23 protein-coding genes are annotated in these 24,873 nt (G+C 69.7%); 16 read left to right on the top strand and 7 right to left on the bottom strand.

All coding sequences use genetic code 11. The annotated features are described in order from the left end of the window. Position 1 precedes the first annotated feature (1 nt). Complete coding sequence (locus G6N31_RS18660) at positions 2–2,011, bottom strand: prolyl oligopeptidase family serine peptidase (protein WP_098000907.1); 2,010 nt, start codon at positions 2,009–2,011, stop codon at positions 2–4. A 70-nt stretch (positions 2,012–2,081) separates the two neighbouring features. On the opposite strand from G6N31_RS18660, the gene G6N31_RS18655 reads away from it, so the two are divergent. Together G6N31_RS18655 and G6N31_RS18650 are read left to right on the top strand one after the other, a co-directional pair. Next, complete coding sequence (locus G6N31_RS18655) at positions 2,082–2,360, top strand: putative holin (protein ID WP_098000905.1); 279 nt, start codon at positions 2,082–2,084, stop codon at positions 2,358–2,360. Positions 2,361–2,439: 79 nt separating this feature from the next. Then, complete coding sequence (locus G6N31_RS18650; RefSeq protein ID WP_420090050.1) at positions 2,440–2,811, top strand: hypothetical protein; 372 nt, start codon at positions 2,440–2,442, stop codon at positions 2,809–2,811. On the opposite strand, the gene G6N31_RS27670 is transcribed toward G6N31_RS18650, so the two are convergent. Continuing rightward, entirely contained in the window at positions 2,808–6,299 is a 3,492-nt protein-coding gene (locus G6N31_RS27670) for a PE family protein (RefSeq protein ID WP_163722255.1), read from the bottom strand. The two genes, G6N31_RS18650 and G6N31_RS27670, sit on opposite strands and share 4 nt — an antisense overlap. A gap of 277 nt (positions 6,300–6,576) precedes the next feature. Here G6N31_RS27670 and G6N31_RS18640 point away from each other — a divergent pair, with 277 nt between their 5' ends. The 8 genes from G6N31_RS18640 to G6N31_RS18605 all read left to right on the top strand — a co-directional run bounded on the left by G6N31_RS18640 (position 6,577) and on the right by G6N31_RS18605 (position 14,296). Further along, a complete protein-coding gene (locus tag G6N31_RS18640; protein WP_098000901.1) occupies positions 6,577–8,163 on the top strand; it encodes an ABC transporter substrate-binding protein in 1,587 nt (528 codons plus the stop codon). Next, a complete protein-coding gene (locus G6N31_RS18635) occupies positions 8,151–9,185 on the top strand; it encodes an ABC transporter permease (protein WP_234815142.1) in 1,035 nt (344 codons plus the stop codon). Before G6N31_RS18640 ends, G6N31_RS18635 begins: the two co-directional genes overlap by 13 nt. Next, positions 9,182–10,012, top strand: coding sequence for an ABC transporter permease (locus tag G6N31_RS18630; protein WP_098000899.1), 831 nt, complete (start codon positions 9,182–9,184; stop codon positions 10,010–10,012). The genes G6N31_RS18635 and G6N31_RS18630 overlap by 4 nt, the downstream gene beginning before the upstream one ends. Continuing rightward, the gene (locus tag G6N31_RS18625) at positions 10,009–10,776 is read left to right on the top strand and encodes an ATP-binding cassette domain-containing protein (RefSeq protein WP_098001107.1); all 768 of its coding nucleotides are present in this window, start codon (positions 10,009–10,011) and stop codon (positions 10,774–10,776) included. The genes G6N31_RS18630 and G6N31_RS18625 overlap by 4 nt, the downstream gene beginning before the upstream one ends. After that, positions 10,773–11,417, top strand: coding sequence for an ABC transporter ATP-binding protein (locus G6N31_RS18620; protein ID WP_098000897.1), 645 nt, complete (start codon positions 10,773–10,775; stop codon positions 11,415–11,417). Before G6N31_RS18625 ends, G6N31_RS18620 begins: the two co-directional genes overlap by 4 nt. Continuing rightward, positions 11,414–12,814 carry a dihydrolipoyl dehydrogenase gene (gene lpdA, locus G6N31_RS18615; protein WP_098000895.1) on the top strand — a complete coding sequence of 467 codons (1,401 nt, stop codon included), beginning with the start codon at positions 11,414–11,416 and terminating at the stop codon, positions 12,812–12,814. Before G6N31_RS18620 ends, lpdA begins: the two co-directional genes overlap by 4 nt. Next, entirely contained in the window at positions 12,815–13,096 is a 282-nt protein-coding gene (locus tag G6N31_RS18610; protein ID WP_098000893.1) for a hypothetical protein, read from the top strand. It begins immediately after the preceding gene. A 78-nt stretch (positions 13,097–13,174) separates the two neighbouring features. After that, a complete protein-coding gene (locus G6N31_RS18605) occupies positions 13,175–14,296 on the top strand; it encodes a GGDEF domain-containing protein (protein ID WP_098001105.1) in 1,122 nt (373 codons plus the stop codon). Here the strand turns inward: G6N31_RS18605 and G6N31_RS18600 are convergent. Both G6N31_RS18600 and ramB read right to left on the bottom strand, forming a co-directional pair. Beyond that, complete coding sequence (locus G6N31_RS18600) at positions 14,259–14,813, bottom strand: carboxymuconolactone decarboxylase family protein (RefSeq protein WP_098000892.1); 555 nt, start codon at positions 14,811–14,813, stop codon at positions 14,259–14,261. The genes G6N31_RS18605 and G6N31_RS18600 overlap by 38 nt on opposite strands. Further along, complete coding sequence (ramB, locus tag G6N31_RS18595) at positions 14,810–16,234, bottom strand: acetate metabolism transcriptional regulator RamB (RefSeq protein WP_098000890.1); 1,425 nt, start codon at positions 16,232–16,234, stop codon at positions 14,810–14,812. Before ramB ends, G6N31_RS18600 begins: the two co-directional genes overlap by 4 nt. Before the next feature lie 98 nt (positions 16,235–16,332). On the opposite strand from ramB, the gene G6N31_RS18590 reads away from it, so the two are divergent. From G6N31_RS18590 to G6N31_RS18580, 3 genes are all read left to right on the top strand, one after another. Then, positions 16,333–17,106, top strand: a complete 774-nt coding sequence (locus tag G6N31_RS18590) for an acyl-[acyl-carrier-protein] thioesterase (protein WP_098001103.1) — start codon at positions 16,333–16,335, stop codon at positions 17,104–17,106. A 264-nt stretch (positions 17,107–17,370) separates the two neighbouring features. Next, positions 17,371–18,657: an isocitrate lyase gene (aceA, locus tag G6N31_RS18585; RefSeq protein WP_098000888.1), complete on the top strand. Its 1,287-nt coding sequence runs from the start codon at positions 17,371–17,373 to the stop codon at positions 18,655–18,657. A gap of 84 nt (positions 18,658–18,741) precedes the next feature. Next, positions 18,742–19,590, top strand: a complete 849-nt coding sequence (locus G6N31_RS18580) for a 3-hydroxybutyryl-CoA dehydrogenase (RefSeq protein ID WP_179964354.1) — start codon at positions 18,742–18,744, stop codon at positions 19,588–19,590. A 9-nt stretch (positions 19,591–19,599) separates the two neighbouring features. Here G6N31_RS18580 and G6N31_RS18575 read toward each other — a convergent pair whose 3' ends face one another. The 3 genes from G6N31_RS18575 to G6N31_RS18565 form a co-directional block, all read right to left on the bottom strand. Beyond that, complete coding sequence (locus G6N31_RS18575) at positions 19,600–20,517, bottom strand: PDDEXK-like endonuclease domain-containing protein (protein WP_098000884.1); 918 nt, start codon at positions 20,515–20,517, stop codon at positions 19,600–19,602. A gap of 105 nt (positions 20,518–20,622) precedes the next feature. Further along, positions 20,623–21,489, bottom strand: coding sequence for a polyphosphate kinase 2 family protein (locus tag G6N31_RS18570; protein ID WP_098000882.1), 867 nt, complete (start codon positions 21,487–21,489; stop codon positions 20,623–20,625). Between the two features lie 8 nt (positions 21,490–21,497). Continuing rightward, a complete protein-coding gene (locus G6N31_RS18565) occupies positions 21,498–22,190 on the bottom strand; it encodes a TetR/AcrR family transcriptional regulator (protein ID WP_098000880.1) in 693 nt (230 codons plus the stop codon). Between the two features lie 104 nt (positions 22,191–22,294). On the opposite strand from G6N31_RS18565, the gene G6N31_RS18560 reads away from it, so the two are divergent. The 3 genes from G6N31_RS18560 to G6N31_RS18550 all read left to right on the top strand — a co-directional run bounded on the left by G6N31_RS18560 (position 22,295) and on the right by G6N31_RS18550 (position 24,843). Next, positions 22,295–23,611, top strand: coding sequence for a DUF445 domain-containing protein (locus G6N31_RS18560; protein ID WP_163722480.1), 1,317 nt, complete (start codon positions 22,295–22,297; stop codon positions 23,609–23,611). Positions 23,612–23,701: 90 nt separating this feature from the next. Beyond that, positions 23,702–24,190 carry a helix-turn-helix domain-containing protein gene (locus G6N31_RS18555; RefSeq protein WP_098000878.1) on the top strand — a complete coding sequence of 163 codons (489 nt, stop codon included), beginning with the start codon at positions 23,702–23,704 and terminating at the stop codon, positions 24,188–24,190. Positions 24,191–24,201: 11 nt separating this feature from the next. Next, positions 24,202–24,843: a heparin-binding hemagglutinin gene (locus tag G6N31_RS18550; protein ID WP_098000876.1), complete on the top strand. Its 642-nt coding sequence runs from the start codon at positions 24,202–24,204 to the stop codon at positions 24,841–24,843. Positions 24,844–24,873 lie beyond the last annotated feature (30 nt).

Raw genomic sequence — 24,873 nt, 5'->3', positions numbered from 1 at the left:
GTCAGCTCCCGTCGAGGATTCGGAGGAGGAACTCGTAGATCAGTGCGGCGCGAAACGCGGTCTGCGGGTTGTCGGCAGCGCCGGCGTGCCCGCCTTCGATGTTCTCGTAGTAGAGCACCGGGTGGCCGGCCGCCTCCAGGGCGGCGGTCATCTTGCGCGCGTGGCCGGGATGGACCCGGTCGTCGCGGGTGGACGTGGTGATCAGCACCGGGGGATAGCGGTGGTGCGCCGAGATGTTCTGATAGGGCGAGTATTTCGAGATGAACGCCCAGTCGTCGGGGTCGTCCGGGTTGCCGTACTCGGCCACCCAGGACGCGCCGGCGAGCAGCAGATGGAAGCGCCTCATGTCCAGCAGCGGCACGCTGCACACCAAAGCGCCGAACAGGTCGGGGTACTGCGTGAGCATGATGCCCATCAGCAGCCCGCCGTTGCTCCCGCCCTGGGCGCCCAACTGTTCGACCGTGGTGATGCCGCGGGCCACCAGATCTTTGGCCACCGCGGCGAAATCCTCGGCGACCAGGTGCCGGCCCTCTCGCATCGCCTGGGTGTGCCAGGTGGGTCCGTACTCGCCGCCGCCGCGGATGTTGGCCAGCACGTAGGTGCCGCCGCGGGACAGCCACAGCCGGCCCAGCACCCCGTCGTAGGACGGGGTGCGGGCCACCTCGAAGCCGCCGTAGCCGCCCAGCAAGGTCGGTCCCGGGCCTTGCGAGTGCCGATGGCCGACAACGAAATACGGGACCGAGGTCCCGTCGGCGGAGGTGGCGAAGTGCTGAGTGACCTCGAGATCGGCCGCATCGAAGAACGACGGGGCCCGCTTGATCTCGCGGAGCTCCGCGCCGGCCGTGCCGTGCAGCAGTCGGGACGCAGTGTCGAAACCCGAGGAGTCGAGAAAGATCTCGTCGCCGTGTTCGTCGGCGGCGACGATCACGGTGTTGGTGTTCTCCGGCAGCCCGCGCACGGGTTCGCTGCGCCACGAGCCCGGCGTGTAGATCTCGACCCGGCTGGCCACATCGGCGAGCGTGACGACCACGAGGTGGTCCCGGGTCCACGCGTAATGATGCAGGCAGGTGTGCGCGTCCGGCTCGAAGACCGTCGTCAACTCGGCGGTGCCCGCCAGGAATTCGTCATAGGGCGCCGCCAGGAGCGAGCCGGCCCGGTACAGCCCGCCGCCGCGCTGCCAGTCGGTGCGCAACTCGATCAGCAGCCACTCCCGATGCAGCGAGATACTCGCATCGGTCGGGGTGTCGATGCGGATCAGCTCCCCGTCGCGCAGCTCGTAGACCTCCTCGTTGAAGAAGTCCAGCGCGCGGGCGATCAGGGTGCGTTCGAATCCCTCGGTACGGTCCACCGACGCCGCGACCACGACGTCGTCGGAGGAACCGCTGAACACGAGCTCGGCCTCGGCAAGGGGTTGGCCGCGCCGCCAGCGGCGCACCTGACGCGGATATCCGGAATCGGTCAGCGAGCCGTCGCCGAAATCCGTTCCGACCAGCAGGGTGTCGTGGTCGGCCCAACCGACCTGCGACTTCGCTTCGGGAAGCTGGAACCCGTCGGTGACGAATTGCCTTGTCACCATGTCGAATTCGCGGACAATGGCGGCGTCGGAGCCGCCGCGGGACAGGCTGACCAGCGCGCGGGAGAAATCCGGCTCGATGACGTGGGCGCCGGCCCACACCCAGTTGGTGTCGTCGGCGGCGGCGAGCGCGTCGACGTCGATCACGACGTCCCACTCGGGTTGCTCCTGCAGATAGCTCTCGAGCGTGGTGCGTCGCCACACGCCTTTCGGGTTGTTCGCGTCGCGCCAGAAGTTGTACAGGTGCTCGCCGCGGCGACGTACGTACGGGATCCGGGTATCGGTGTCGAGCACCTCCAGCGCATCGGCGCGCATCTGTTCGAAGCGTTCACCGCCGAGTTCGGCGAGCGTGGGCTCGTTGTGGGCGCGCACCCAGGCGAGCGCGTCGTCTCCGGTGACGTCCTCGAGCCACAGGTGCGGATCCTCCGTGTCGGCCATCTCCCCATTCTGCGCACCCCGCCCGCGCGCCGCCGTGCCGGGCCGGGCCCCCGGCGTTATCGTCAGAACCGTGATTCCGCTGCCGAGAGCGTCGGCGCTGGCCGGCGTGATGATCGTCGGAGTGGCGATCGGCATGATCGGCGCCATCGCCGCGGCGGTCGAGATCACCGCGACCGTGCGCCCGGACATCGTGATCGCGCTCGTGGTCGGCATCCCCGGAGTGATCGGCCTGATCACCATCCTGGTCTCCAAGCGCCGCTGGGTCACCGCGGTGGGCGCGATGATCCTGGCGATCGGGCCGGGCTGGTTCGGCGCGTTGACCGCCATCCAGGTGGCCACCGGTGGCTGACATCGACCGCGACGGCGGGCCCGGCGAACCCACCGAGGCCTTCACCCCCGAGTTCACCGGTGCCTTCACCGCCGCGTCGGTGCTCGACCAACCCGCGTCCGAGCCGGACGTCTCCCCGCACCCGGCGCAACCGGTCCTGGTCCCCGGGGCCGCCCAGTACCTGAGCCGCTGGCGCTTCGTGTTCGTCATGCTGGCGGTCTGGGTGGTCGCCGCGGCGGCCGGTGCAGGTCTCTACTACTGGTGGTTCCATTCGCTGGACAAGACCATGCCGGTGTTCGTCGTGCTGGTCTACGTGGTGGCCGCCACGGTGGGCAGCCTGCTGACCGCGCTGGTCCAGAACCGGCCTCCGATCGCCGCACTGGCGATCGGCTTGATGTCGGCGCCGATGGCTTCGGTCGCCGGGGCGGCCCTGCTGTACGGCGGGTACGTGTTCGGTTTCCTTTCGGTCTAGCTCGCCGCGCCGGAACCGCCGGCGTCTCCCGAAGTTCCGGCTGTGCCGGCGCTGCCGGCTGAACCCGTCGCCCCGTTGCTGCCCTTGGTGCCACCGGATGTGCCGTTGCCGCCGGTGCCGACCGACCCCGGACTGCCGGCGGTGCCGCCGCTGTTGCCGGAACCGGCAGCACCACCGGTGCCGCCGACGGATGCGCCGCCGTTACCGCCGTCGCCGCCGGGCCCACCGGAGCCGCCGTCGCCCGCGTCTCCGCCATTGCCGCCGTCGCCGCCGCCGGAGACCCCGGTGCCGCCCGCGGTGCCGTTACCGCCCCGCGCGCCGTTCCCGCCCCGGCCGCCGGTACCACCGGCACCGCCCTTGCCGGAGCCGAGGTTCTCTCCACCGTCGCCGCCTCGGCCACCGGCACCACCATCACTGGCGTCACCGCCGCTACCGCCGTTCTGGCCGGTGCCCGCAGCGCCCGCGACACCGTTGCCGCCCACGGCGCCGGCACCGCCGTTGCCGCCGTTGCCGCCGACCCCGGCCGTGCCGCCGCCACCAAGCACGTCGCCACCGTTGCCGCCGTGACCGCCGCTGCCGCCGCCCACCGGTGAGTCGGTGCCCGAGGCTCCGGCGCCGGACCCGGCCGTGCCCGGCGTGCCCGCGGCGCCGTTGCCGCCGTTCCCGCCGCGACCACCGTTGCTGTTGAGCGTGCCCCCGGTGCCACCGTTGCCGCCGTTGCCGCCATTGCCGCCCGGGGTGGTCGCGGTGTAGCCGCTGCCACCGGCACCGCCACCGCCGTTGTTCAAGGTTCGCGGCGGTCCATCGGGGCCGTCGGTACCGTCGACCGACCCGCTGCCGCCCTGGCCACCGGTACCGACACTGCCGACCAGGCCGGCATTGCCGCCATCGCCGCCGTCGGGGTGCGCGGCCGTGCCGGCAGCACCGGCACCACCCCCGCCCGCACCGCCCTGGGTGCCGCCGTTGCCGCCGTTTCCGCCGACACCGTCGGTGCCTGCGGCCCCGTTGGTGGCCGTGCCCGCGGCGCCGCCGTTGCCGCCGTTTCCGCCATCTCCGCCGTCCCCGCCGCTGCCGCCGTCCCCGCCGCGCCCGTCGTTGACGTCGAACGTGCCGGCGCCACCGCTGCCGAGCGCGGTGCCCCCGTCACCTCCCCAGCCGCCGTTACCACCGCGTCCACCGTCGCCGGCCGCGCCCGAGATCACCCCGCCGTTGCCACCGGAGCCGCCGTTACCGCCGGCTCCACCGTCGCCGCCATCGGTGCCGTCGCCTCCGTTGGCACCCAGCTCGGTGGCTCCGGCGCCCTTGGTGCCGACGCCGCCGTAGCCGCCTCTGCCGCCGTTGCCTCCGTCACCGCCGTCGCCGAGGTTTCCGGCGTCGCCGCCGTTGCCACCGGTGCCGCCGGGCTTACCGCCGACGACGGGATCGGTGTAGTTGCCGGTCGAATTGCCGCCGCTGCCGCCGGCGCCGCCGTGACCGCTGGGGATGCCGGGGAGCTGGCCGTCGGCGCCGTCCGCGCCGCGGGTGCCGTCGCCGTTGTCGCCGCCGACGCCGCCGGCGCCGACCAACCCGGCGTTTCCGCCGGCACCGCCGTTGCCTCCGGCACCGCCGGCGCCCGCACTGCCGGTGCCGTTGACGAGGTTTGCGCCACCGATTCCGCCGGCGCCGCCGACACCCCCGTCGCCCCCGGCTCCGCTGTCGCCTCCGGTTCCACCGGACCCACCGGCCCCGTGCGCACCGTCGGAGTAGCCGGCGGCCTGGGCCGATCCTGCGGCGCCGCCCGCACCGCCGGCACCGCCTGCGCCTCCGGCGCCGCCGTTTCCGCCTGCCCCGCCATCGCCGCCGGCCCCGGCAGTCGCGTCGCCGCGCGTGGACGGAACACCCTGAGGCGTCGTGGGATCCTGCAAGCTGCTGACGGCCTGGCCGCCGGTCCCGCCCGCACCGCCGTCACCGCCGCCAGCGCCGTCACCTCCGCTGGCACCGCTACCGCCGGCGCCGCCGTCACCGCCGCTGCCCCGGATGGCTCCGCCGAGCCCACCGGCGCCACCCGCGCCGCCGGCCCCACCGGCCTGGCCGGCCGCTCCGTCGCCGCCCTTGCCGCCGTCCCCGCCGTTGCCGCCGGCCGCGTCGTCATACGCGTCCGCGCGGCCGCCATTGCCGCCGGCGCCGCCGGTCTGCCCGGCTCCGCCGTTACCGCCGCTGCCGCCGTCACCGGCGGTGGCATTGCCGGTCTCCGACACCACGCTGTCACCGACGCTGCCGTCGGCCGCCGGATCTCCGGGATCGGGGTTGGCCCCGTTGTCACCCGCCGCGCCGCTACCGCCGGCGCCGCCGTCACCGCCGTTGCCGATCAGCCCGCCGGCCCCACCGGCACCACCGGCTCCGCCGTTTCCGCCCGCGGCGGTCGCATGGCCGCCGGCGCCGCCGTCGCCGCCGTTGCCGAACAGCCCGGTCTCCGGTCCGGCGCCGCCGTCTGCCCCGTCGGCAGCGTGCACACCTCCGCCGCTGAGCCCACCGGCGCCACCGGTACCGCGGGCGCCCGTGTCACCGCCGGAGCCGCCCGCGCCGCCGGCCCCGCCTGTCGCGCCATCAGCGCCCGCAGCGCCGTTACCGCCGTCACCCGGGGTTCCGCCGTTACCGCCGTCACCTCCCACGCCGCCGACCCCGTGTCGGCCGAAGAATCCGCCCACTCCACCGGCGCCACCACTCCCACCGGCACCCCCGGCGCCGCCGTGGCCGCCCCGTGAACCGTCTCCACCGGCACCGCCCGCGGTGGTCGCGGCCAGACCGTCGGCGCCCCGACTCCCGATCCCGCCGTCACCGCCCACACCGCCGGCGCCGCCGTTGCCTGCGACGCCGAACAGGCGTCCGCCGTTGCCACCGTTGCCGCCGTTGCCGCCGGCGAAACCGGCTCCGCCGTCGACGTGACCGTCGGTGCCGGCTGCACCGTCAGCGCCGTAGCCGCCGTCACCGCCGTCTCCGCCGCGTCCGAAGAACAGCCCGCCGTTGCCGCCGTTGCCGCCGTCGAGTCCGGGGCCTGCGGCATCCCCGCCGTTGCCGCCGTCGGAGTAGAAGAGCCCGCCGTTTCCGCCGTTGCCACCGTTGGCGCCGTTGCCGCCGTTGCCCCAGAGGAGGCCGCCGTTGCCGCCGTTGCAGGCATCGCCGGTGCAGTCGATGGCGGCGTTGAGACCGTTGCCGATCAGCCAGCCACCGTCGCCGATCATCGGCCGCAGCGGGACGCCCGCAGTCAGCAGCGGGTTCGGCGTCGGTGTGGATGACCCGCCGATGAAGCAGTCGACGGCACCGGGCCGGCATTCCGACTCGGTGGACATCAGCGCGATGTTCGCGGTGACCGGGGCCGGGTCGCCGGGCGGGGAAGCGACCAAGACGCCGATCCCGACCAGAGCGGCACCGGCCATCCCGGTGCCCAGAGGTGAGTGACCGCTGGTCCTGACCGCCCGATGTTTTCCGGTCTTGCGCTGCGTCGACATATCTGAGCCTCCCCGGTCGCCCCCGCGACCGTGTACGGAACGCGCGACCGAAATCGACATGATCCGTCGACGACAGCAACGCTGCGGGAGATCGGCGTAGCAATTGCACCGAAAGGCTAAATAACAGCTCTACGTGGCACAAACGGCCGATCCACGGGGAGGTTAGCATCGACTATTACGGTCCCGTCAATATTTCAGTGAATTTCGTTACTCACAGTCGCGATAGCGGCCGGGGGTCTCTGTCGACACTCTTGTCATCATGTGTTCAGATAGACAGATGAATTTGCGGGGACCGCGCGGCACGGTGCTGATGCTGATGGCGAGCCTCGCGCTGCTGGCGGGCTGTGCCACGCCCGCCGGCGATCCGGAGTCTGACCAGATCGTGCTCGCCGAGAGCTATGAGCTCGGCGGCTACAACCCCGTGAACGGGTACTCCGAGTCCGGGGTCTCACCGATCTACGACGGTCTCTACCGCCCCAGCGCGACCACCGACAGCGTCGTCCCCGACCTGACTCCGGCGCTGGCCGCCCGGGAACCCGAGCCGGCCGGCCCGAACCGCTGGCGTATCCCGCTGCGCACCGGCGTGGTGTTCTCCGACGGGAGCTCGTTCGATTCGGCCGACGTGGTCGCCACCTACGCCGCCGTCGCTGATCCGCGGGTCGCCTCGGAGATCTCCACATCGGTGTCGCCGATCGTGTCGCTGACCGCCGATGGTCCAGAGGCCGTCACGGTGGAGTTGACCACCGCGGCCGACCCGCGGCCCTACCTGCTGATCGGGATCCTCCCCTCCGAGCGGGTGGAGGACGCGCCCGCGGCCGACTGGGCGGTCAACACCGCGCCGGTGGGCACCGGCCCGTACCGATTGGAAAGCCTGCGACCCGATCAGGCCGTCATGGTGGCGCGCGACGACTACTGGGGTGAGCCCGCCCAGGTGAACCGACTGGTTTATACCTACACTCCCGACGACAACGCCCGAGCCCAGAGCATGGTCTCCGGCGCCGTCGACGGCACCACCCTGCCGCCGCGGCTGATCGACTCGGTCCGCAGCGACGAGGTGCAGACCGTCGGCGTGCAATCCGCCGACTGGCGCGGTGTCGCGCTCCCGGCCGGCAACCCGTTCACCGCCGACCCGGCGGCCCGGCTCGCAATGAATCTCGGAGTCGACCGCGAGGCCATCGTGGGCGACGTCCTTCGCGGCTACGGCCGCCCCGCCAGCACCCCGGTGGCCGAGGCGTACGGCGATGCGTACAACCCCGATGCCCGCTTCGCTTTCGACCTCGATCGCGCCAAAGCCGTTCTCGACGAGGCCGGCTGGCGCGCCGATGCCGGACAGGTCCGCGAAAAGGACGGCGCACGAGCATCATTCGAGCTGCTGTACAACGCGTCGGACACCCTGCGCCGCGATCTGGCCGTGGCGTACGCCGCGGCGATGAAACCGCTCGGCATCGAGGTGCGGCCGCGCGGCAGCAGCTGGGACGAGATCGACACCCGGTTCGGCGACTCGGCGGTGCTGCTCGGCGGCGGCGCCACGCCCTACAGCATCGATTCGCAGGTCTACGACACGCTGCACACCCGGGTCGCGAACTCCTCGCCGTACTCCAACCCCGGGAACTTCACCGCCCCCGGGCTGGACGAACTGCTCGAGCGCGCGGTCCGGTCGGCGCCCGGACCGGGCAAGGACCAGCTCTACCGCGACATCCAGGCCGGCTACGCCGGCGAACCGTCGCACGTGTTCCTGGTGTTCCTCGACCACACCTACAGCTACCGCGACCGGGGCTGGACGCAGACGCCGCCGATCATGGAGCCGCATTCGCACGGGGTGTCGTGGGGGCCGTGGTGGAACGTGGCGGCATGGACACGCTGACGCCGACCGCGGTCATCGAGCACGCCCCCGCGGGGCGGGGAGCCCGGCCGCTGCGCGCCGCCGGGCGACTGCTGGCTGTGCGGACCGCGATCGCCGTACCGCTGACGGTGGCCCTGTCGGCGGCGATCTTCGCGGTGGCCTCCCTGTCGCCGTTCGACCCGCTGGCCGCGTATCTGGGCAGCAACTACCAGTTCGCCACACCGGCGCAGCGCGACGCCATGCGCGCGGCCTACGGCACCGACCAGTCCTGGTACGCGGCGTGGTGGCAGTGGCTCGGTGGACTGGCCCGTGGCGACCTCGGCTGGTCGTCGACCCAGTCGCAGCCGGTCAGCACCGTGCTGGCCGAACGGCTGCCCTTCACCCTCGCGCTGTCCGGGGCGGCACTGCTGACCGCGACGGTGCTGGCGATCGTGCTGGGCTGTCTGGCCGGCATGCGCCGCGGTGGTGTGCTCGACCGGGCGCTGACGGGACTGTCGGTGGCGTTCGCGGCGGTCCCGCCGTTCGTGGTGTCGCTGGCTCTGGTGGTCGTCGTCGCCGTGGGGCTGCGCTGGCTGCCGGCATCGGGAGCCGCGGCGCCGGGGGCCGACTACACCGTGGCAGGAGTGCTGCGCTACGGGATTCTGCCGTGGCTCGCGTTGACGGTGTCGATGATCCCGTGGCTGCTGTTGACCACGCGCGCGGCGGTGGTGGCGAGCATCGACTCCGACGCCGTGCGCGGGGCCCGAGCGCGCGGCGTGCACGGCTGGGCGTTGCTGCGCGGCCACATCGCGCCGGTCTCGGTGCTCCCGACGCTCGCGCTGCTGGGCACCCGGCTGCCGGAGCTGATCGCCGGTGCGGCGATCGTCGAGACCGTCTTCGGCTGGCCCGGCATGGCCGCGGTGTTGGTCGATTCCGCTGCCGCACTGGACTTTCCGCTGCTGGCCGCGCTGACGGTCGCGGCTGCGGCCGCGGTGCTGGCCGGCTCGGCGCTGTCCGACGCCGCCGCGGTGGCCATCGACCCCCGGATCCGGATGGCCGGATGAGTACCCCCACCCTGCAGCGCGTCCGGTCCGGTCTGACCTGGCCGTGGATCGTGCTGGGCGTCATCGCGGTTGCCGCGGTGGGGATTCCGTGGGTCGCCGGCGAGCAGGTGGCCGACTTCTCGGCTGCGCTGGCACCGCCGAGCACCGAACATCCTGCCGGGACCGATCATTCGGGATATGACCTGTTGACCCGCACCGCCGAGGGTCTGCAGATGTCGCTGCTGATCGCGGTGGTCTGCGCGATCGCCGCCACCGTGCTGGGGGTGGTGATCGGGGTGGCCGCGGCGCTGGTCGGCGGCTGGCCGGACGCGGTGGTGATGCGTCTGGTCGATGGTGTCAACGCGCTGCCGCATCTGGTGGTGGGCATCGTCATCGCCGCGATGTGGCGCGGTGCGCCGCTGGCGATCATCGCCTCGATCGCGCTGACCCACTGGCCCGCGGTGGCCCGGGTGGTGCGCGCCGAGCTGCTCGCGGTCGCCGAGGCGGGCTGGGTCGAGACCGCGCGCTTGGCCGGCGCCTCGCGGTGGTTCGTGGCCCGCCACCACCTGCTGCCGGCGGTGACGGCCCAGGCGCTGGTCGCCATGGTGGTGCTGCTGCCGCATGCGGTGTGGCACGAGTCGACGCTGTCGTTCCTCGGTGTCGGGCTCTCACCGGACCGCGCCAGCCTCGGCACCCTGCTCAGCGAGGCCCGCGGCGACGTCCTCACCGGCGCGTGGTGGACCCTCGCAGTCCCCGCGGCGGCACTCGTGGCGACCGCTCTGGCATTCGCGATGGCGGGCGCCACGCTGCGCAGCCGCAACCGACCACCGACGGGAGCAGTGTGGTGACCTTCTCCGCGGCCCTGACCGGACTGACCGTCGACATCGACTTGCGGCGGGGCCGGCGCTGCGCTGCCGTGCCGGTCCTCGACCAGGTGAACCTCGAGGTCAACGCCGGTCGGGTCACCGCGCTGATCGGCGAATCAGGGTGCGGCAAATCGCTTGTCGCCGCGGCGCTTTCCGGCCTGATGCCGCCGGGGTCGCGGGTCCGGGGTCAGGTGCGCATCGGCGACCGCGAACTGCGCGCCGGCGACGAAGCGGGCTGGCGGGCGCTGCGGGGCCGGCACATCGGCGTCGTCCCCCAGTCGGCCGCGACATCGCTCACCCCGGTGCGGACCGTCGGATCCCAGTTGGCCGAGATCTGCTCGCGGCTCGGCGCCGATCGCACGCCCGAGCAGTTGTGCGCCGCCGTCGCACTCCCTGCCTCCGTGGTGGGGCGCTACCCGCATGAACTGTCCGGCGGGATGGCGCAGCGCGTCGCGATCGCCGCCGCGCTGGCCGGACGTCCCGCCCTGCTGATCGCCGACGAACCGACCTCGGCGCTGGATCCCGACAACGCCGCGCTGGTGTGGCGGCTGCTCGGCGAGGCGGCCGCCGACGGGGCTGCCGTGCTGGTGATCACCCACGATCTGCCGTCGCTGCTGCGCGCCGCGGTGTGCGATGAGGTCGCGGTGATGGCACGCGGCACGGTGCTGTCGCACGAACCGCTCGAGGACACGTTGAGCAGCGCCGACCCCTATCTGCGGGCGCTGCTCGGCACGGTGCCGGTGTGACCGGGATCCGCGCCGCCGGCGTCTCGGTCACCCTGGCCGGCCGGACGGTGCTCGACGGCGTCGACCTGGTCGCCCCGGCCGGTGCCGTCACCGGCGTGACGGGGGCGTCGGGCAGCGGAAAGACCACGCTGTTGCGGGTGCTGGCCGGCCTGCGCGCACCCGACGCCGGCGAAGTCCGTTACGACGGCGGCCCGGTGCCCCCATCCGGCTCGATCGCGCTGCTCGCCCAGCATCCGCGCCAGGTGTGCAACCCGCGCTGGACGCTGGCGCAGATCATCGCCGAACCCGCCGCGATCCGCGGTGCATCGTCGGCCTCGGCGGCCCGGCAGACCCTGGACGAGGTCGCGTTGCGGGTCGGCCTGGAACCGGAGTTGCTGGACCGATATCCCGGCCAGGTCAGCGACGGCCAATTGCAGCGCGCCTGCCTGGGCCGGGCGATGCTCGCCCAGGCGCGTTTCGTGCTGTGCGACGAACCGACGGCGATGCTGGACCCGATCGCCACCGGCTCCGTCGTCTCGGTGCTGAGAGACTTCGCCGCCGCCGGCGCGGCCGTCGTGCTGGTCAGCCACGACCCCGGGTTGGTCGAGACCCTCGCCGATGAGGTGCTGGCCTTGCCGCGACCACTAGGGTTGAGGACGTGACTCACTATGACGTCGTCGTCCTCGGAGCCGGCCCCGGCGGATACGTCGCAGCCATCCGCGCCGCCCAACTCGGGCTGAAGACCGCCATCATCGAACCCAAGTACTGGGGCGGTGTGTGTCTGAACGTCGGGTGCATCCCGTCGAAGGCCTTGCTGCGCAACGCGGAACTGGCCCACCTCTTCACCAAGCAGGCCAAGACCTTCGGCATCACCGGCGAGGCCGAGTTCGACTACGGCGCGGCGTTCGACCGCAGCCGCAAGGTCGCCGACGGCCGCGTTGCCGGCGTGCACTTCCTGATGAAGAAGAACAAGATCACCGAGATCAACGGCTACGGGAAGTTCACCGGCGCCAACAGCATCGAGGTCGATCTCAACGAGGGTGGGACCGAGTCCGTCGAGTTCGACAACGCGATCATCGCGACCGGGGCCAGCACCAAGCTGGTTCCGAACACGTCGCTGTCGGAGAACGTCGTCACCTACGAAGAGCAGATCATGGAGCGCGAACTGCCGGGCTCGATCATCATCGCGGGCGCCGGAGCGATCGGCATGGAGTTCGCGTACGTGATGAAGAACTACGGCGTCGACGTGACCATCGTCGAGTTCCTGCCCCGCGCGCTGCCCAACGAGGACGCTGAGGTCTCCAAGGAGATCGAGAAGCAGTACAAGAAGCTCGGCGTGAAGATCCTGACCGGCACCAAGGTCGAGTCGATCCGTGACGAAGGGGCCGATGGGTCCGTTTATGTGAAGGTCAGCAAGGACGGCAAGAGCGACGAGCTCAAGGCTGACAAGGTGCTGCAGGCCATCGGCTTCGCGCCCAACGTCGAGGGCTTCGGCTTGGACAAGGCCGGCGTGGAGCTGACCGAGCGCAAGGCCATCGGCATCGACGACTACATGCGCACCAACGTCAGCCACATCTACGCGATCGGCGACGTCACCGGCAAGCTGCAGCTGGCCCACGTCGCCGAGGCGATGGGCGTGGTGGCCGCCGAGACCATCGCCGGTGCCGAGACCCTGGCGCTGGGCGACTACCGGATGTTGCCGCGCGCCACGTTCTGTCAGCCGCAGGTGGCCAGCTTCGGGCTGACCGAGGACCAGGCCAAGGACGAGGGTTACGACGTCGTCGTCGCCAAGTTCCCGTTCACCGCGAACGGCAAGGCGCACGGTCTGGGAGACTCCACGGGCTTCGTCAAGCTGGTGGCCGACAAGAAGCATCTCGAGCTGCTCGGCGGGCACCTGATCGGGCCGGACGTCTCCGAGCTGCTGCCCGAGCTGACGCTGGCGCAGAAGTGGGATCTGACCGCCCACGAGCTGGCCCGCAACGTGCACACCCACCCGACCTTGTCGGAGGCGATGCAGGAATGCTTCCACGGCCTGGTCGGCCACATGATCAACTTCTAGTTGAGAGCGGTCTGGGTCGCCGGTCTCGGCGGACTGCTGGTCGGCCACATCCTGTGGCTGGCCGGCATCTCCGCGGCCATCGCGACATCGAACGTGTCGACCTGGGTGCTGGTGGTCGCCGCGGCGTCACTTTTGCTCGGCGCCGCCGCGGGCTGGGCGGGCCGGACCACCTGGCAGCGTCGCGCCAACCCGAACTGGCGGGTCTGGACCGCGTTCTGGTGGACGCTGCCGATATCCCCGGTCTTGCTGTCGCTCGTCGTCCTCGGCGTGACATACCTTTAGCTGTCGTAGACGGGATTTGTCGATGACGTCGAATGTTGCTGCTTGACGTTGTTCACCGGCGACTTCGACAATGAGCCGGTGAGCGATGGCGCTGTGGGGGGCCTGCTGCGCCAGTGGTGGCGTCAGCGTGACGACTATTCGTGGCGCATCGAGTTCCTCCGAAGTCGCGGTCTGCTGCCGGTGCTGCGCTATGTGATCGCCGGCATCGGCGCCGTGATGGGTGTGTTGTCGGTGATCAACGCGGTGCAGCCGCCCGGTGTGGACAGCGCGCTGCTGCGGGCGGGCTGGGCGGTGGTGGCGGTGGGCTCGCTGGCCTGGGCGGCACGCTGGGCGCTGCTGCCGTGGCCGGGGGTGCGGGCATCGGCGGCGCTGGTGGTGTACGTCGACGTGCTCATGACGCTGTCGACCCTGCTCTTCGGGGACCCCAATCTCGCCATGTCCGGCATCCCGATCCTGCTGTGTGCCGGCGGCTACGTCGTCTTCTTCCACGGTCCACGCCTGCACCTCGTGCACATCGCCTGGTGCACGGCCAGCGTGGTCGGCATCGCCGTGTGGCTGGCGGCGACCACCCCGGACTACGGCCTGCAGGTCGCGGTGTCGCGGGCGGTGATCGCGTTGCTGGTCACCGTGTGCATCCTGCCGGCGCTGCAATTCGGTTTCTGGCTGCTGCAAGACAGTTCGATGCAGTCACTGACCGATCCGCTGACCGAACTGACCAACCGGCGTGGTCTGGGAACCGCGGTCAAGCGGCTGCACGAGGCCGCGCGCGCCGATGCCGACCTGTCTGCGCTGCTGATCGACGTCGACGGCTTCAAGAACGTCAACGACAGCCTCGGTCATGCGGTCGGGGACGAGGTGCTGATCCGCACGGCGCGGCGGATCCGGTCGGCCGTGCGCGGCGATGCCGTCGTGGTGCGCTGGGGCGGTGAGGAATTCCTGGTGCTCGACCGGATATCGGCGCGGAAGGCCGGCGCGCTCGCCGAGCGGATCTGCGCGGCGGTGTCGGCACCCGCCGAACCGGCGGTCAGCGTCAGCATCGGGGTGGCGACCTGCGCCGCGGGTGACCGCGACCAGCTCGACCAGGTGATCAAGGCGGCCGACGCGGCGATGTACGAGGCCAAGGAACGCGGCGGGAACTGCGTCGTGGTCTCCGCCGACGGGTTCAGTCCGGGAAGTCCAGCGGTACGCCCAGCGTGGTGATGGTGGCCGCCAGGCCGTCGTATTGCGCTGCCAGCATGCAGAATTCGATCAGCTGCGTGGTGCTCAGATGCGTGGCCAGCCGCTGCCAGGTCTGGCCGGACACCCCGCGGGTGACGACGAATTCATCGGTGGCGGTGATGAGGGTCCGCTCCCGGTCGGACAGGCCGTCGGCGTCCGGGCCGGTGAAGATGCGCACCTGGGTGTCGGCGTCCAGGCCGCGGCTGCGCGCCAGGCGCCGATGCTGCTGTAGTTCGTACTCGCACCCGCGCAGATGGCCGACCCGCAGGATGACGATCTCGGCGTCGCGGCGGGGCAGCTTGCCGGCGTAGAGCAGGTAACCCGACAGCGGCAGCCACGCCCAGAACAGCAGGCGGTGCCGGCCCAGCACGTTGAACAGGCTGAACCGCGGGGCGCGGATACCGCGGGCGCCCAGTTTGGCGGCGACCCAGTTGATCGGGCCGAGTTCCTTGAACCCGCCGGGCGCGACGCGGACGGGGTACGGGTCTGGGGCAGTCATGCGGGCCTCACGAGGTAGGGCGACACCGTCGAGCGGTGTTCGTCGATGTCGAGGGCGCGGCCCAGCGCGGGGAACGCCCGCTGCGGGCAGTTGTCGCGTTCGCAGACGCGGCAGCCGGCGCCGATCGGGGTGGCTCGAACGTTGGAGTCACTGGTGACCAAACCTTCCGAGTAGACCAGCCGGTGGGCGTGCCGCAGTTCACAGCCGAGGCCGATCGCGAACGTCTTGCCCGGCTGACCATAGCGCGATGCGCGCCTTTCCACGGTGCGCGCCACCCACATGTAGCTGCGCCCGTCGGGCATCTCGGCGATCTGCACCAGGATCTTGCCCGGGTTGGCGAACGTCTCGTAGACATTCCACAGCGGGCAGGTGCCGCCGCTGGAGGAGAAGTGAAAGCCGGTGGCGGACTGGCGTTTCGACATGTTGCCGGCGCGGTCCACGCGGACGAAGGAGAACGGAACGCCGCGCATCGAGGGGCGCTGCAGCGTGGACAGCCGGTGGCAGATGGTCTCGTAGCTGGCCGAGTAGTACGCCGAGAGCCGTTCGATGTCGTAGCGGAACTGTTCGGCGACCTGATGGAACTGCCCGTACGGCAGCACCGTCGCCGCGGCGAAGTAGTTGGCCAGGCCCATCCGCGCCAGCCGGCGGGACTCGTCACTGGTGAACTTGCCGTCGTCGGTGAGCTTTTCGATCAAGTCGCCGTACTCCAGGTAGGCGAGTTCGGCGGCCATCCGGAACACCGTCTGCCCGGGTGCGAGTTGGGCACTCAGGTGCAGTGTCTTGGATCCGGGGTCGAAGCGGTGCAGCACACTCTCGCCCAGGTCGTGGCGGCGGATCGTCACGCCGTGCACGAACCGCAGCCGGTCGGAGAGGTCTCCGGCCAGTTCGCCGCGCTGGATCCGCATCCCGGAGGTCAGCTCCTCGGCGGCGGTGTCGAGGTCGTGCAGATAGTTCTGCCGTTGGTAGAAGTAGTCGCGCACCTCTTCATGCGGCATGGTGATCGCCCCTGAGCCCGAACCGCTTCCGTCGTCGAAGCGGCCCTCGGTGGCCGCGGCGAGCTGTGTGGTGGCCAGCTGGTAGCGCCGGTGCAGGTTGACCATCGCGCGGGCCAGCGCCGGGTGGGCGCCCACCATGTCGGCGACCTCGGCGGCGTCGGCGTCGACGTCCAGATCACGGTCGAGCAGCACCTCGCGCAGTTCGGCGATCAACCGGGTGTCGTCCTGGGAGGCGAAGAACGTCGCGTCGACGCCGAACACCTCGGTGATGCGCAGCAGCACCGGAACGGTCAACGGCCGGACGTCGTGTTCGATCTGGTTGAGGTAGCTCGGCGAGATCTCGAGCATCTGGGCCAGCGCCGCCTGGCTGAACCCGCGTTCACTGCGCAGCTGACGCAGGCGCGCGCCGACGAACGTCTTGGCCACGGAACCACCATAGCTGCGATGCGAAGCATGGATTCGCAAAGTTGGGAACCGCCGGCGGTGTGGCAGTATCGATTTTCGTGAGCTTGGCCAAGACCCTGATGCCGGTGCCGGACCCGCACCCTGACGTCTTCGACATCCAGTGGCCGCTGCGGGTCGCCGACGTGGATCGCGAGGGCAGGCTGAAGTTCGACGCGGCCACCCGCCACATCCAGGACATCGGTACCGATCAGCTGCGCGAGATGGGCTACGAGGAGACCCACCCGCTGTGGATCGTGCGGCGCACCATGATCGACATGATCGAGCCGATCATGTTCAAGGACATCCTGCGGCTGCGGCGCTGGTGTTCGGGCACCTCGAACCGTTGGTGCGAGATGCGGGTGCGCATCGAGGGACGCAAAGGCGGCCTGGTCGAATCCGAGGCGTTCTGGATCAACATCAACCGCGAGACCCAGGGGCCCGCGCGCATCTCCGACGACTTCATCGAGGGCCTGCGCCGCACCACCGACGAGAACCGGTTGCGCTGGAAGCCCTACCTGAAGGCGGGCAGCAGAGACGACGCCGAACACATCCGCGATTTCCCGGTCCGGGTCAGCGACATCGACATCTTCGACCACATGAACAACTCCGTGTATTGGAGCGTGGTGGAGGATTACCTGCTCTCCCAGCCGGAGCTGATGCGCGCGCCGCTGCGGGTGACGATCGAACACGATCTGCCGGTTGCCCTCGGCGACAAGCTCGAGATCATCCGCCACGTCTACCCGCCCGGATCGACCGACAAATTCGGTCCGGAGCTGACCGACCGCACTGTTACAACGCTCACATATGCGGTCGGCGAGGAGACGAAAGCGGTCGCCGCCATCTTCGCTCTGTGATCTTGATCGCTTAACAGTACGGGCGTACTGACCTGCGGATATTCGCTACTGTTGGGTAACTTCTGAACCGGTCCAGCTGTTGCAGTCTTCGCAAACTTTGCAAGTTCGGCGTCGCCGTTGGCGAAAGTTCACAACGGAAAGTTCTGGACCTGCGGTTATGGCTTGAGGCATTCTCGGGTTAACGCGCCAGTCATCTCACTGGAGCATTAACAACGGCGACAGGCCCCGGCCTGGACGCTATTTGCAAACCGAAGGAGTTGCGCAATGTCGACCGTTGGCATGCCGAAGAGTCCGGAGCAGATCCAGCACGACTGGGACCACAACCCCCGCTGGAAGGGCGTCACCCGCACCTACACCCCGGCCGACGTCGTCGCCCTGCAGGGCCACGTCGTCGAGGAGCACACGCTGGCCCGCCGCGGCGCGGAGGTGCTCTGGGAGCAGCTCCACGACATGGACTTCGTCAACGCGCTGGGCGCGCTGACCGGCAACATGGCCGTGCAGCAGGTGCGCGCGGGCCTCAAGGCCATCTACCTGTCGGGTTGGCAGGTCGCCGGCGACGCGAACCTGTCCGGCCACACCTACCCCGACCAGAGCCTCTACCCGGCCAACTCGGTGCCGCAGGTGGTGCGCCGCATCAACAACGCGCTGCTGCGCGCCGACGAGATCGCCAAGGTCGAGGGCGACACCTCGGTGGAGAACTGGCTGGCCCCGATCGTCGCCGACGGTGAAGCCGGCTTCGGTGGCGCGCTCAACGTCTACGAGCTGCAGAAGGCGATGATCGCCGCCGGCGTCGCCGGTTCCCACTGGGAGGACCAGCTGGCCTCGGAGAAGAAGTGCGGTCACCTCGGTGGCAAGGTGCTGATCCCGACCCGGCAGCACATCCGCACCCTGACCTCGGCCCGGCTCGCCGCCGATGTGGCCGGCGTGCCCACCGTCGTGATCGCCCGCACCGACGCCGAGGCCGCGACGCTGATCACCTCCGACGTCGACGAGCGCGACCGTCCGTTCATCACCGGCGAGCGCACCTCCGAGGGCTTCTACCGGATCAAGAACGGTCTCGAGCCGTGCATCGCCCGCGCCAAGGCCTACGCGCCATACTCGGACCTGATCTGGATGGAGACCGGCACTCCGGACCTCGAGCTGGCCAAGAAGTTCGCCGAGGGCGTCAAGAGCGAGTTCCCGGACCAGATGCTGGCCTACAACTGCTCGCCGTCGTTCAACTGGCGCAAGCACCTCGACGACGCGACGATCGCGAAGTTCCAGAAGGAACTCGGCGCGATGGGCTTCAAGTTCCAGTTCATCACGCTGGCCGGCTTCCACGCGCTGAACTACTCGATGTTCGATCTGGCCTACGGCTACGCCCGCAACCAGATGAGCGCCTACGTCGACCTGCAGGAGCGCGAGTTCGCCGCCGAGGAGCGCGGTTACACCGCCACCCGCCACCAGCGCGAGGTCGGCGCCGGCTACTTCGACCGGATCGCCACCACCGTGGACCCGACCAGCTCGACCACCGCGCTGACCGGTTCGACCGAAGAGGGCCAGTTCCACTGAGCCTGTAGGCCCTGGTGACTGCCATCAGGCCCCGTCCCTATATTTGGGCGGGGCCTGATGCCGTACTGAGGAGAACTTGTGAGCATGGAACGTGTGGGCGTCGTCGGCGCGGGGCAGATGGGCAGCGGGATCGCCGAGGTGTGCGCGAAAGCCGGCGCGAACGTCGTCGTCTACGAACCCAGTGACACCCTGGTCAATGCGGGGCGCAATCGCATCACCTCGTCGCTGGAGCGCGCGACCACCAAGGGCAAGCTCTCCGAGGACGAGCGCGACGCCGCACTGGGCCGGCTGCGGTTCACCACCGACCTGACCGACCTCGCCGACCGCCAGCTCGTCATCGAGGCGATCATCGAGGACGAGGCAGTCAAGGCCAAGGTCTTCGCCCAGCTCGATGAGGTCGTCACCGACCCCGACGCCGTCCTCGCGTCCAACACCTCCAGCATCCCGATCATGAAAATCGCAGCGGCGACCAAGAATCCGAGCCGCGTGCTCGGGCTGCACTTCTTCAATCCGGTGCCGGTGCTGCCGCTCGTCGAAGTGATCAACACCCTGGTGACGTCCGACGAGGCGGTGGCCCGGGTCGAGCAGTTCGCCGGCGAGGTGCTCGGCAAGAAGGTCGTCCGCTGCGGCGACCGCTCGGGCTTCATCGTCAACGCGCTGCTGGTCCCGTACCTGCTGTCGGCGATCCGGATGGCCGAGGCGGGCGTCGCGACGGTCGAGGACATCGACACCGCCGTCGTGGCCGGGCTGTCGCACCCGATGGGGCCGCTGCGCCTGGCCGACCTGATCGGTCTGGACACCATGAAACTCATCGCCGACTCGATGTACGAGGAGTACCGCGACCCGCACTACGCACCGCCGCCGCTGCTGCAGCGCATGGTGGAGGCCGGCCAGCTCGGCAAGAAGACCGGCAAGGGCTTCTACACCTACTAGGGGGACCTCCTAGCCGCGCCTCGACCGCCGAGTGTGCACTTGTTGGAGGCATTCTTCGAGTGAGGCGTGCGAGATCTGCACTTTCGGCGCAATACCGAGAGCGGACGCGACGCGCTCGACCACCCGTTCGGGTTGGTCGCGAAGCTGGGCCCAGCTGACGCGGACGATCGTCCAGCCCTGCTGCGAGAGGAACTCGAGTCGCTCGATGTCGTGAGCGCGCTGGCGGGAATCGGTCCAGTGCTGTTCGCCGTCGTACTCGACTGCGACTTCGGGTGTCTGCCAGCCCATGTCGAGTCGATACAGGCGCCCATGGCCGCGGACCGGAATCTGAGTTTCGGGCCGAGGCAGTCCGGCTGCGACGAGAAACAGGCGCGTGAGCGTCTCGGGCGGCGACTCCGAGCCGGCATCGACGAGTCGCAGGGCATCCTGCGCGCGCCGAACTCCGCGGGCACCGGGATGGCGTCCGATGACGGCGAGCACGTCGGCCGGGCGGCAACCGGTCGCGTTCAGCAGGGCGTCGATTCGCTGCACGGCGACGAGGAGCGGGGCACGGCGACCGATGTCGAACGCCGTCCGGGCGGGCTTGGTGACGGGCATGTCGCCGATGTGGAAGATATCGCGCGCGCTCACCGTGTCGCTGAAGACCGAGACACCCGCCGGCGCGCGACGGTGGGTGCGGATCAGTTCCGCGGGTGCAGATCCGTCAAGGTAGCGGCTCCCGAGCAAGGCAGCCGCACTCGTGCCGGCGATCGTCGCTGACCGTCCCGACCACAACCACGCGGCAACTGCCTTGTCGCGCGCGGTCACACGGGCTCCGGTGCGCACGTACACGTTGCGGAACAGTTTGGTGTAGTCGCGCGCGAGTTCGCGGCGTGTGACCTGGCCCACCTGCAGTGCTTCGCTCGCCACGATGATGTCGTGTCGCATGGTCGCATCGTCGTTTCCGCCCCCGACGAATCACGTCGACCGTGCTGTAGTTATACACAACCCCCAGGTGAAGCGTGCACCACCTGCACACTCGGCGCACCGCGACTACGCCGAGGCCAACCGCTTCTTCTCTGCCTCGACGTCGAAATCCGGTGGCGGCCAGGCCATGTTGAGTCGCTTGAGGGCCTCGATGAGCAGCTCGGTGACCGCCAACCGGCTGTACCATTTTCGGTTGCACGGCACGATGTGCCAGGGCGCGTAGGGGGTGGACGTGCGGTCCAGCATGGCCTGATAGGCCTGTTCGTAGAGCGGCCATTTCAGCCGCTCATCGATGTCGGCGGGGTTGTACTTCCAGTACTTGTCCGGCCGTTGCAGCCGTGACGCGAGCCGCTTCTTCTGCTCGGCGAGAGAGACGAACATCGCGACCTTCACCAAGGTTGTTCCGCTGTCGGTGAGTTCGCGTTCGAAGGCGTTGATCTCGTCGTAGCGCGGTTCCCAGACCTCCTGCGGCACCAGGTTGTGCACGCGCACGATGAGCACGTCCTCGTAGTGGGACCGGTCGAACACCCCGATATGGCCCGCTGCGGGTAGCGCCTTGCGGATTCGCCACAGGTAGTGGTGGGACAGCTCCTCGGGGGTCGGCTTGCCGAAGCTGTGATACTGGATGCCCTGTGGATTCGCTCCTCCGACAACGTGCTTCACGATGCCGCCCTTGCCGGCGGTGTCCATCCCCTGCAGCACGAGCAGCACCGATCGGTGATCACCGGAGCGGCTGTTCGCGTAGAGCTTCTCCTGCAGCTCGGCGAAGCGGACATTGCGCTCCTCCTGCAGGGTCGGCGCATCTTGCTTGTTGCCGCGGAAACCGGGGGTGGCGTCGGCATCGATGTCGGCGACGAGGTCGCCGGGACGGAACTTGAGGTGCTCGTGCGGTTCGTGCGACCACAGCGACGGCAGATCGAGAGGTTCGCTCATCCGCTCAGTCAAGCAGGAAGGATGGGCGACGGGTGCGGGCTCTGACGGAACCGCTCCAGGGACCCGTTCACCTCGACGATGCCGCACAGCGCGCTCCACGACAGCATCGTCAGGTAGTCGATCAGCTCGTCGGCGGTCATCCTCGGATGCGACATCCACGAGTGCGTGGCCAACTGCACCCCGCCGACGATGTGGAAGGCCCACGGCTCCACGCCGCCGGTGTCCATGCCCACGGCCACCATCCGCCGGCGCAGCATCACCGCCAGCATCCGCGCGATGATCTGTTCGGACTCGGCGACGGCCTTGCTCTTGCTGGCCGAGTTGTTGGCCATGACGAAACGGTAGGGCTCGGGTTCGGCGGCGACGGTCGCGACGTAGACGCGGATGATCTCGCGGGTGAGCTCGTACCCGTCGAGGTTTGACGACAGTGCGGCGGCCATGTTCGGGATCAGCGTGGTCTGCGCGAACCGCATCATCACCGCGGTCGTGAGGTCGTTCTTGTCGACGAAGTAGCGGTAGAGCACCGTCTTCGACACGCCGATCTCGGCGGCGATCTCGTCCATGCTGACGTTGCTGCCGAGCCGGCGGATGGCCTCCAGTGTGCCGTCCACCAGCTCGTTCCGACGCTCGACCTTGTGTCGATGCCAGCGGCGTTTGCGCCCGTCGGTCTTGACCGCCACCTGCGGTGATGTTTGTGCCACGTTCGCGCTGATCCGTTCCGTTGTCCCTGCCGATAATACGGTGACCGACCACCTGCGGCATTGCTGGGACGGAGCAGTCGGTGACGTAGCGGATGATGGTGGACGTGGCACACCGACTACCAGCCGCCGGACCCGCGCGGACGAGCTTCGCCGAGGCGCTCGCCGGTGCCGATTCGGCGGGCGACGCCGAGCGGCGCCGTTCGCTGCGCCGGATGAAGATCGTCGCGCTCAGCTTCCTGCTCGGGGCGACGGTGATCTTCCTGCTGTGCAGCTGGGCCCAGTCCCGCGGTGCCGACCCGTGGGTCGGGTACGTGCGCGCGGCCGCCGAGGCCGGCATGGTCGGTGCGCTGGCGGACTGGTTCGCGGTCACGGCGCTGTTCAAGCATCCGCTCGGGATCCCGATCCCGCACACCGCGATCATCAAGCGCAAGAAGGACCAGCTGGGGGAGGGCCTGGGCACCTTCGTCCGGGAGAACTTCCTGTCCCCGGAGAACATCCGCACGAAGCTGCGTGACGCCGAGGTGGCCGGCCGGGTCGGAAAATGGCTGTCCGACCGTCGGCACGCCGAACGCGTCGCGGCCGAGACGGCGACCGTGCTTCGCGTGCTCGTGGAGATGCTTCGCGACGAGGACGTCCAGCACGTGCTGGACCGGATGATCGTCAAGCGGATCGCCGAACCCCAATGGGGCCCGCCCATCGGCCGGGTGCTGTCGACGATGCTCGCCGAGGGCCGCCAGGAGGCGCTGTTGCAGCTGTTGGCCGACCGGGCGTTCCAGTGGTCGCTCAACGCCGACGAGATCATCGAGCGGGTGGTTGAGCGGGACTCGCCGACCTGGTCGCCGCGTTGGGTCGACCACCTCGTCGGTGACCGCATCCACCGCGAGCTGATGGACTTCACCGACAAGGTGCGCCGCAATCCCGATCACGAGTTGCGCCGCTCGGCGACGCGGTTCCTGTTCGACTTCGCCGACGATCTACAGAACGACACGGTGACCATCCAGAAGGCCGAGAACGTCAAAGAGCAGATCATGGCCCGCGACGAGGTGGCGCGCGCCGCCGAGACGGCGTGGGGGGCGGCCAAGCGGATGATCCTCGAGGGGGTCGACGACCCGTCCTCGGCCCTGCGGGCCCGCACGGCCGACACTGTGGTGCGCATCGGCGAGTCGCTGTGTGAGGACGCCGAGCTGCGCGACAAGGTGGACAACTGGATCGTGCGCGCGGCCGAGCACCTGGTCGGTCAGTACGGCGTCGAGATCACCGCGATCATCACCGAGACCATCGAGCGCTGGGACGCCGCGGAGGCCAGCCGGCGCATCGAACTGCACGTCGGACGGGACCTGCAATTCATCCGCATCAACGGCACGGTGGTGGGCGCGCTCGCCGGGCTGGTGATCTACACCATCGCCCACTTAGCCTTCTGACCTGCGCTAACTAGTGCTTGCAAAAGTTAGCACCCGCGCGTACCGTGGTGATTGTCGGTAACGGATACCCATCGCACGAGGGGGCGACTCATGGCGCAGGAGGAGAATCTCGCCGCTGTCGTGTCCAACGCTGCGCAGGACATCGGTTCGTTCATCCGGAGCCAACGGGAGGCCGCCCAGGTCTCCGTGCGGCAGTTGGCCGAGAAGGCCGGTGTCAGCAATCCGTACCTCAGCCAGATCGAGCGCGGTCTCCGGAAGCCGTCGGCGGACGTGCTCAACCAGATCGCCAAGGCGCTGCGCGTCTCTGCGGAAGTGCTCTACATCCAGGCTGGGATTCTCGAGCCGAGTGAGACGAGCGAGGTTCGGGACGCGATCGTCACCGACACGGCGATCAATGAACGGCAGAAGCAGGTGTTGCTCGACATCTACACCTCGTTCTGTCAGCAGAACGAGGCGGCCCTTGACGCAGCAGGGGCGCTCGACACTGTCAGCAACCCAGACGAGGAGTCGACCACTGAAGCCAAACGCCCATTAGCAATTACGAACTCAGTGTTGATTGACCCCACGCACGTGAATTGAAAGGAACGACCATGGCTGATGACAAGAACCAGTTCGACATCGACGATCTGAAGGCTCCGCTGCTCGCCGCCGTCGGCGCCGCGGACCTCGCCCTCGAGCGCGTCAACGAGATCGTCGCGACGCTGCGCGAGCGCGCCGGCGAGGCTCGCACCGACGCCGAGACCCGCGTCGAGGAGAGCCGCGCCCGGATCAACCGGCTGCAGGAGGACCTGCCCAGCCAGTACGCCGACCTGCGCGGACGGCTCAGCTCGGAGGAACTGCGCAAGTTCGCCGAGACCTACGCCGACGCCGCGCAGACCACCTACAACAAGCTGGTCGAGCGTGGCGAGGCCGCGCTGGAGCGGCTGCGTGCCCAGCCGGCGCTGGAAGAGGCCGCCAGCCGGGTCGAGGGATACACCGACCAGGCCGTCGAGCTGACCCAGGAGGCGCTGGGCAACGTCGCGTCGCAGACCCGCGCGGTCGGTGAGCGGGCCGCCAAGCTGGTCGGCGTGGAACTGCCCAAGCGCGCCGAGGAGACCGCCGAGCCGGTCAAGCAGGCCGCTGAGAAGGCTCCGGCCAAGAAGGCTCCGGCCAAGAAGGCCCCCGCCAAGAAGGCTGCGGCGAAGAAGGCCCCCGCCAAGAAGGCTCCGGCCAAGAAGGTCACCCAGAAGTAATTCGACGCCGACGTTGACGCCCGCATAGGC

It is taken from the genome of Mycolicibacterium duvalii (assembly GCF_010726645.1).
GTDB lineage: Bacteria > Actinomycetota > Actinomycetes > Mycobacteriales > Mycobacteriaceae > Mycobacterium > Mycobacterium duvalii.
The sequence above is the reverse complement of the archived record's forward strand: the minus strand, read 5'-3'. Positions and strand labels throughout refer to the sequence as shown.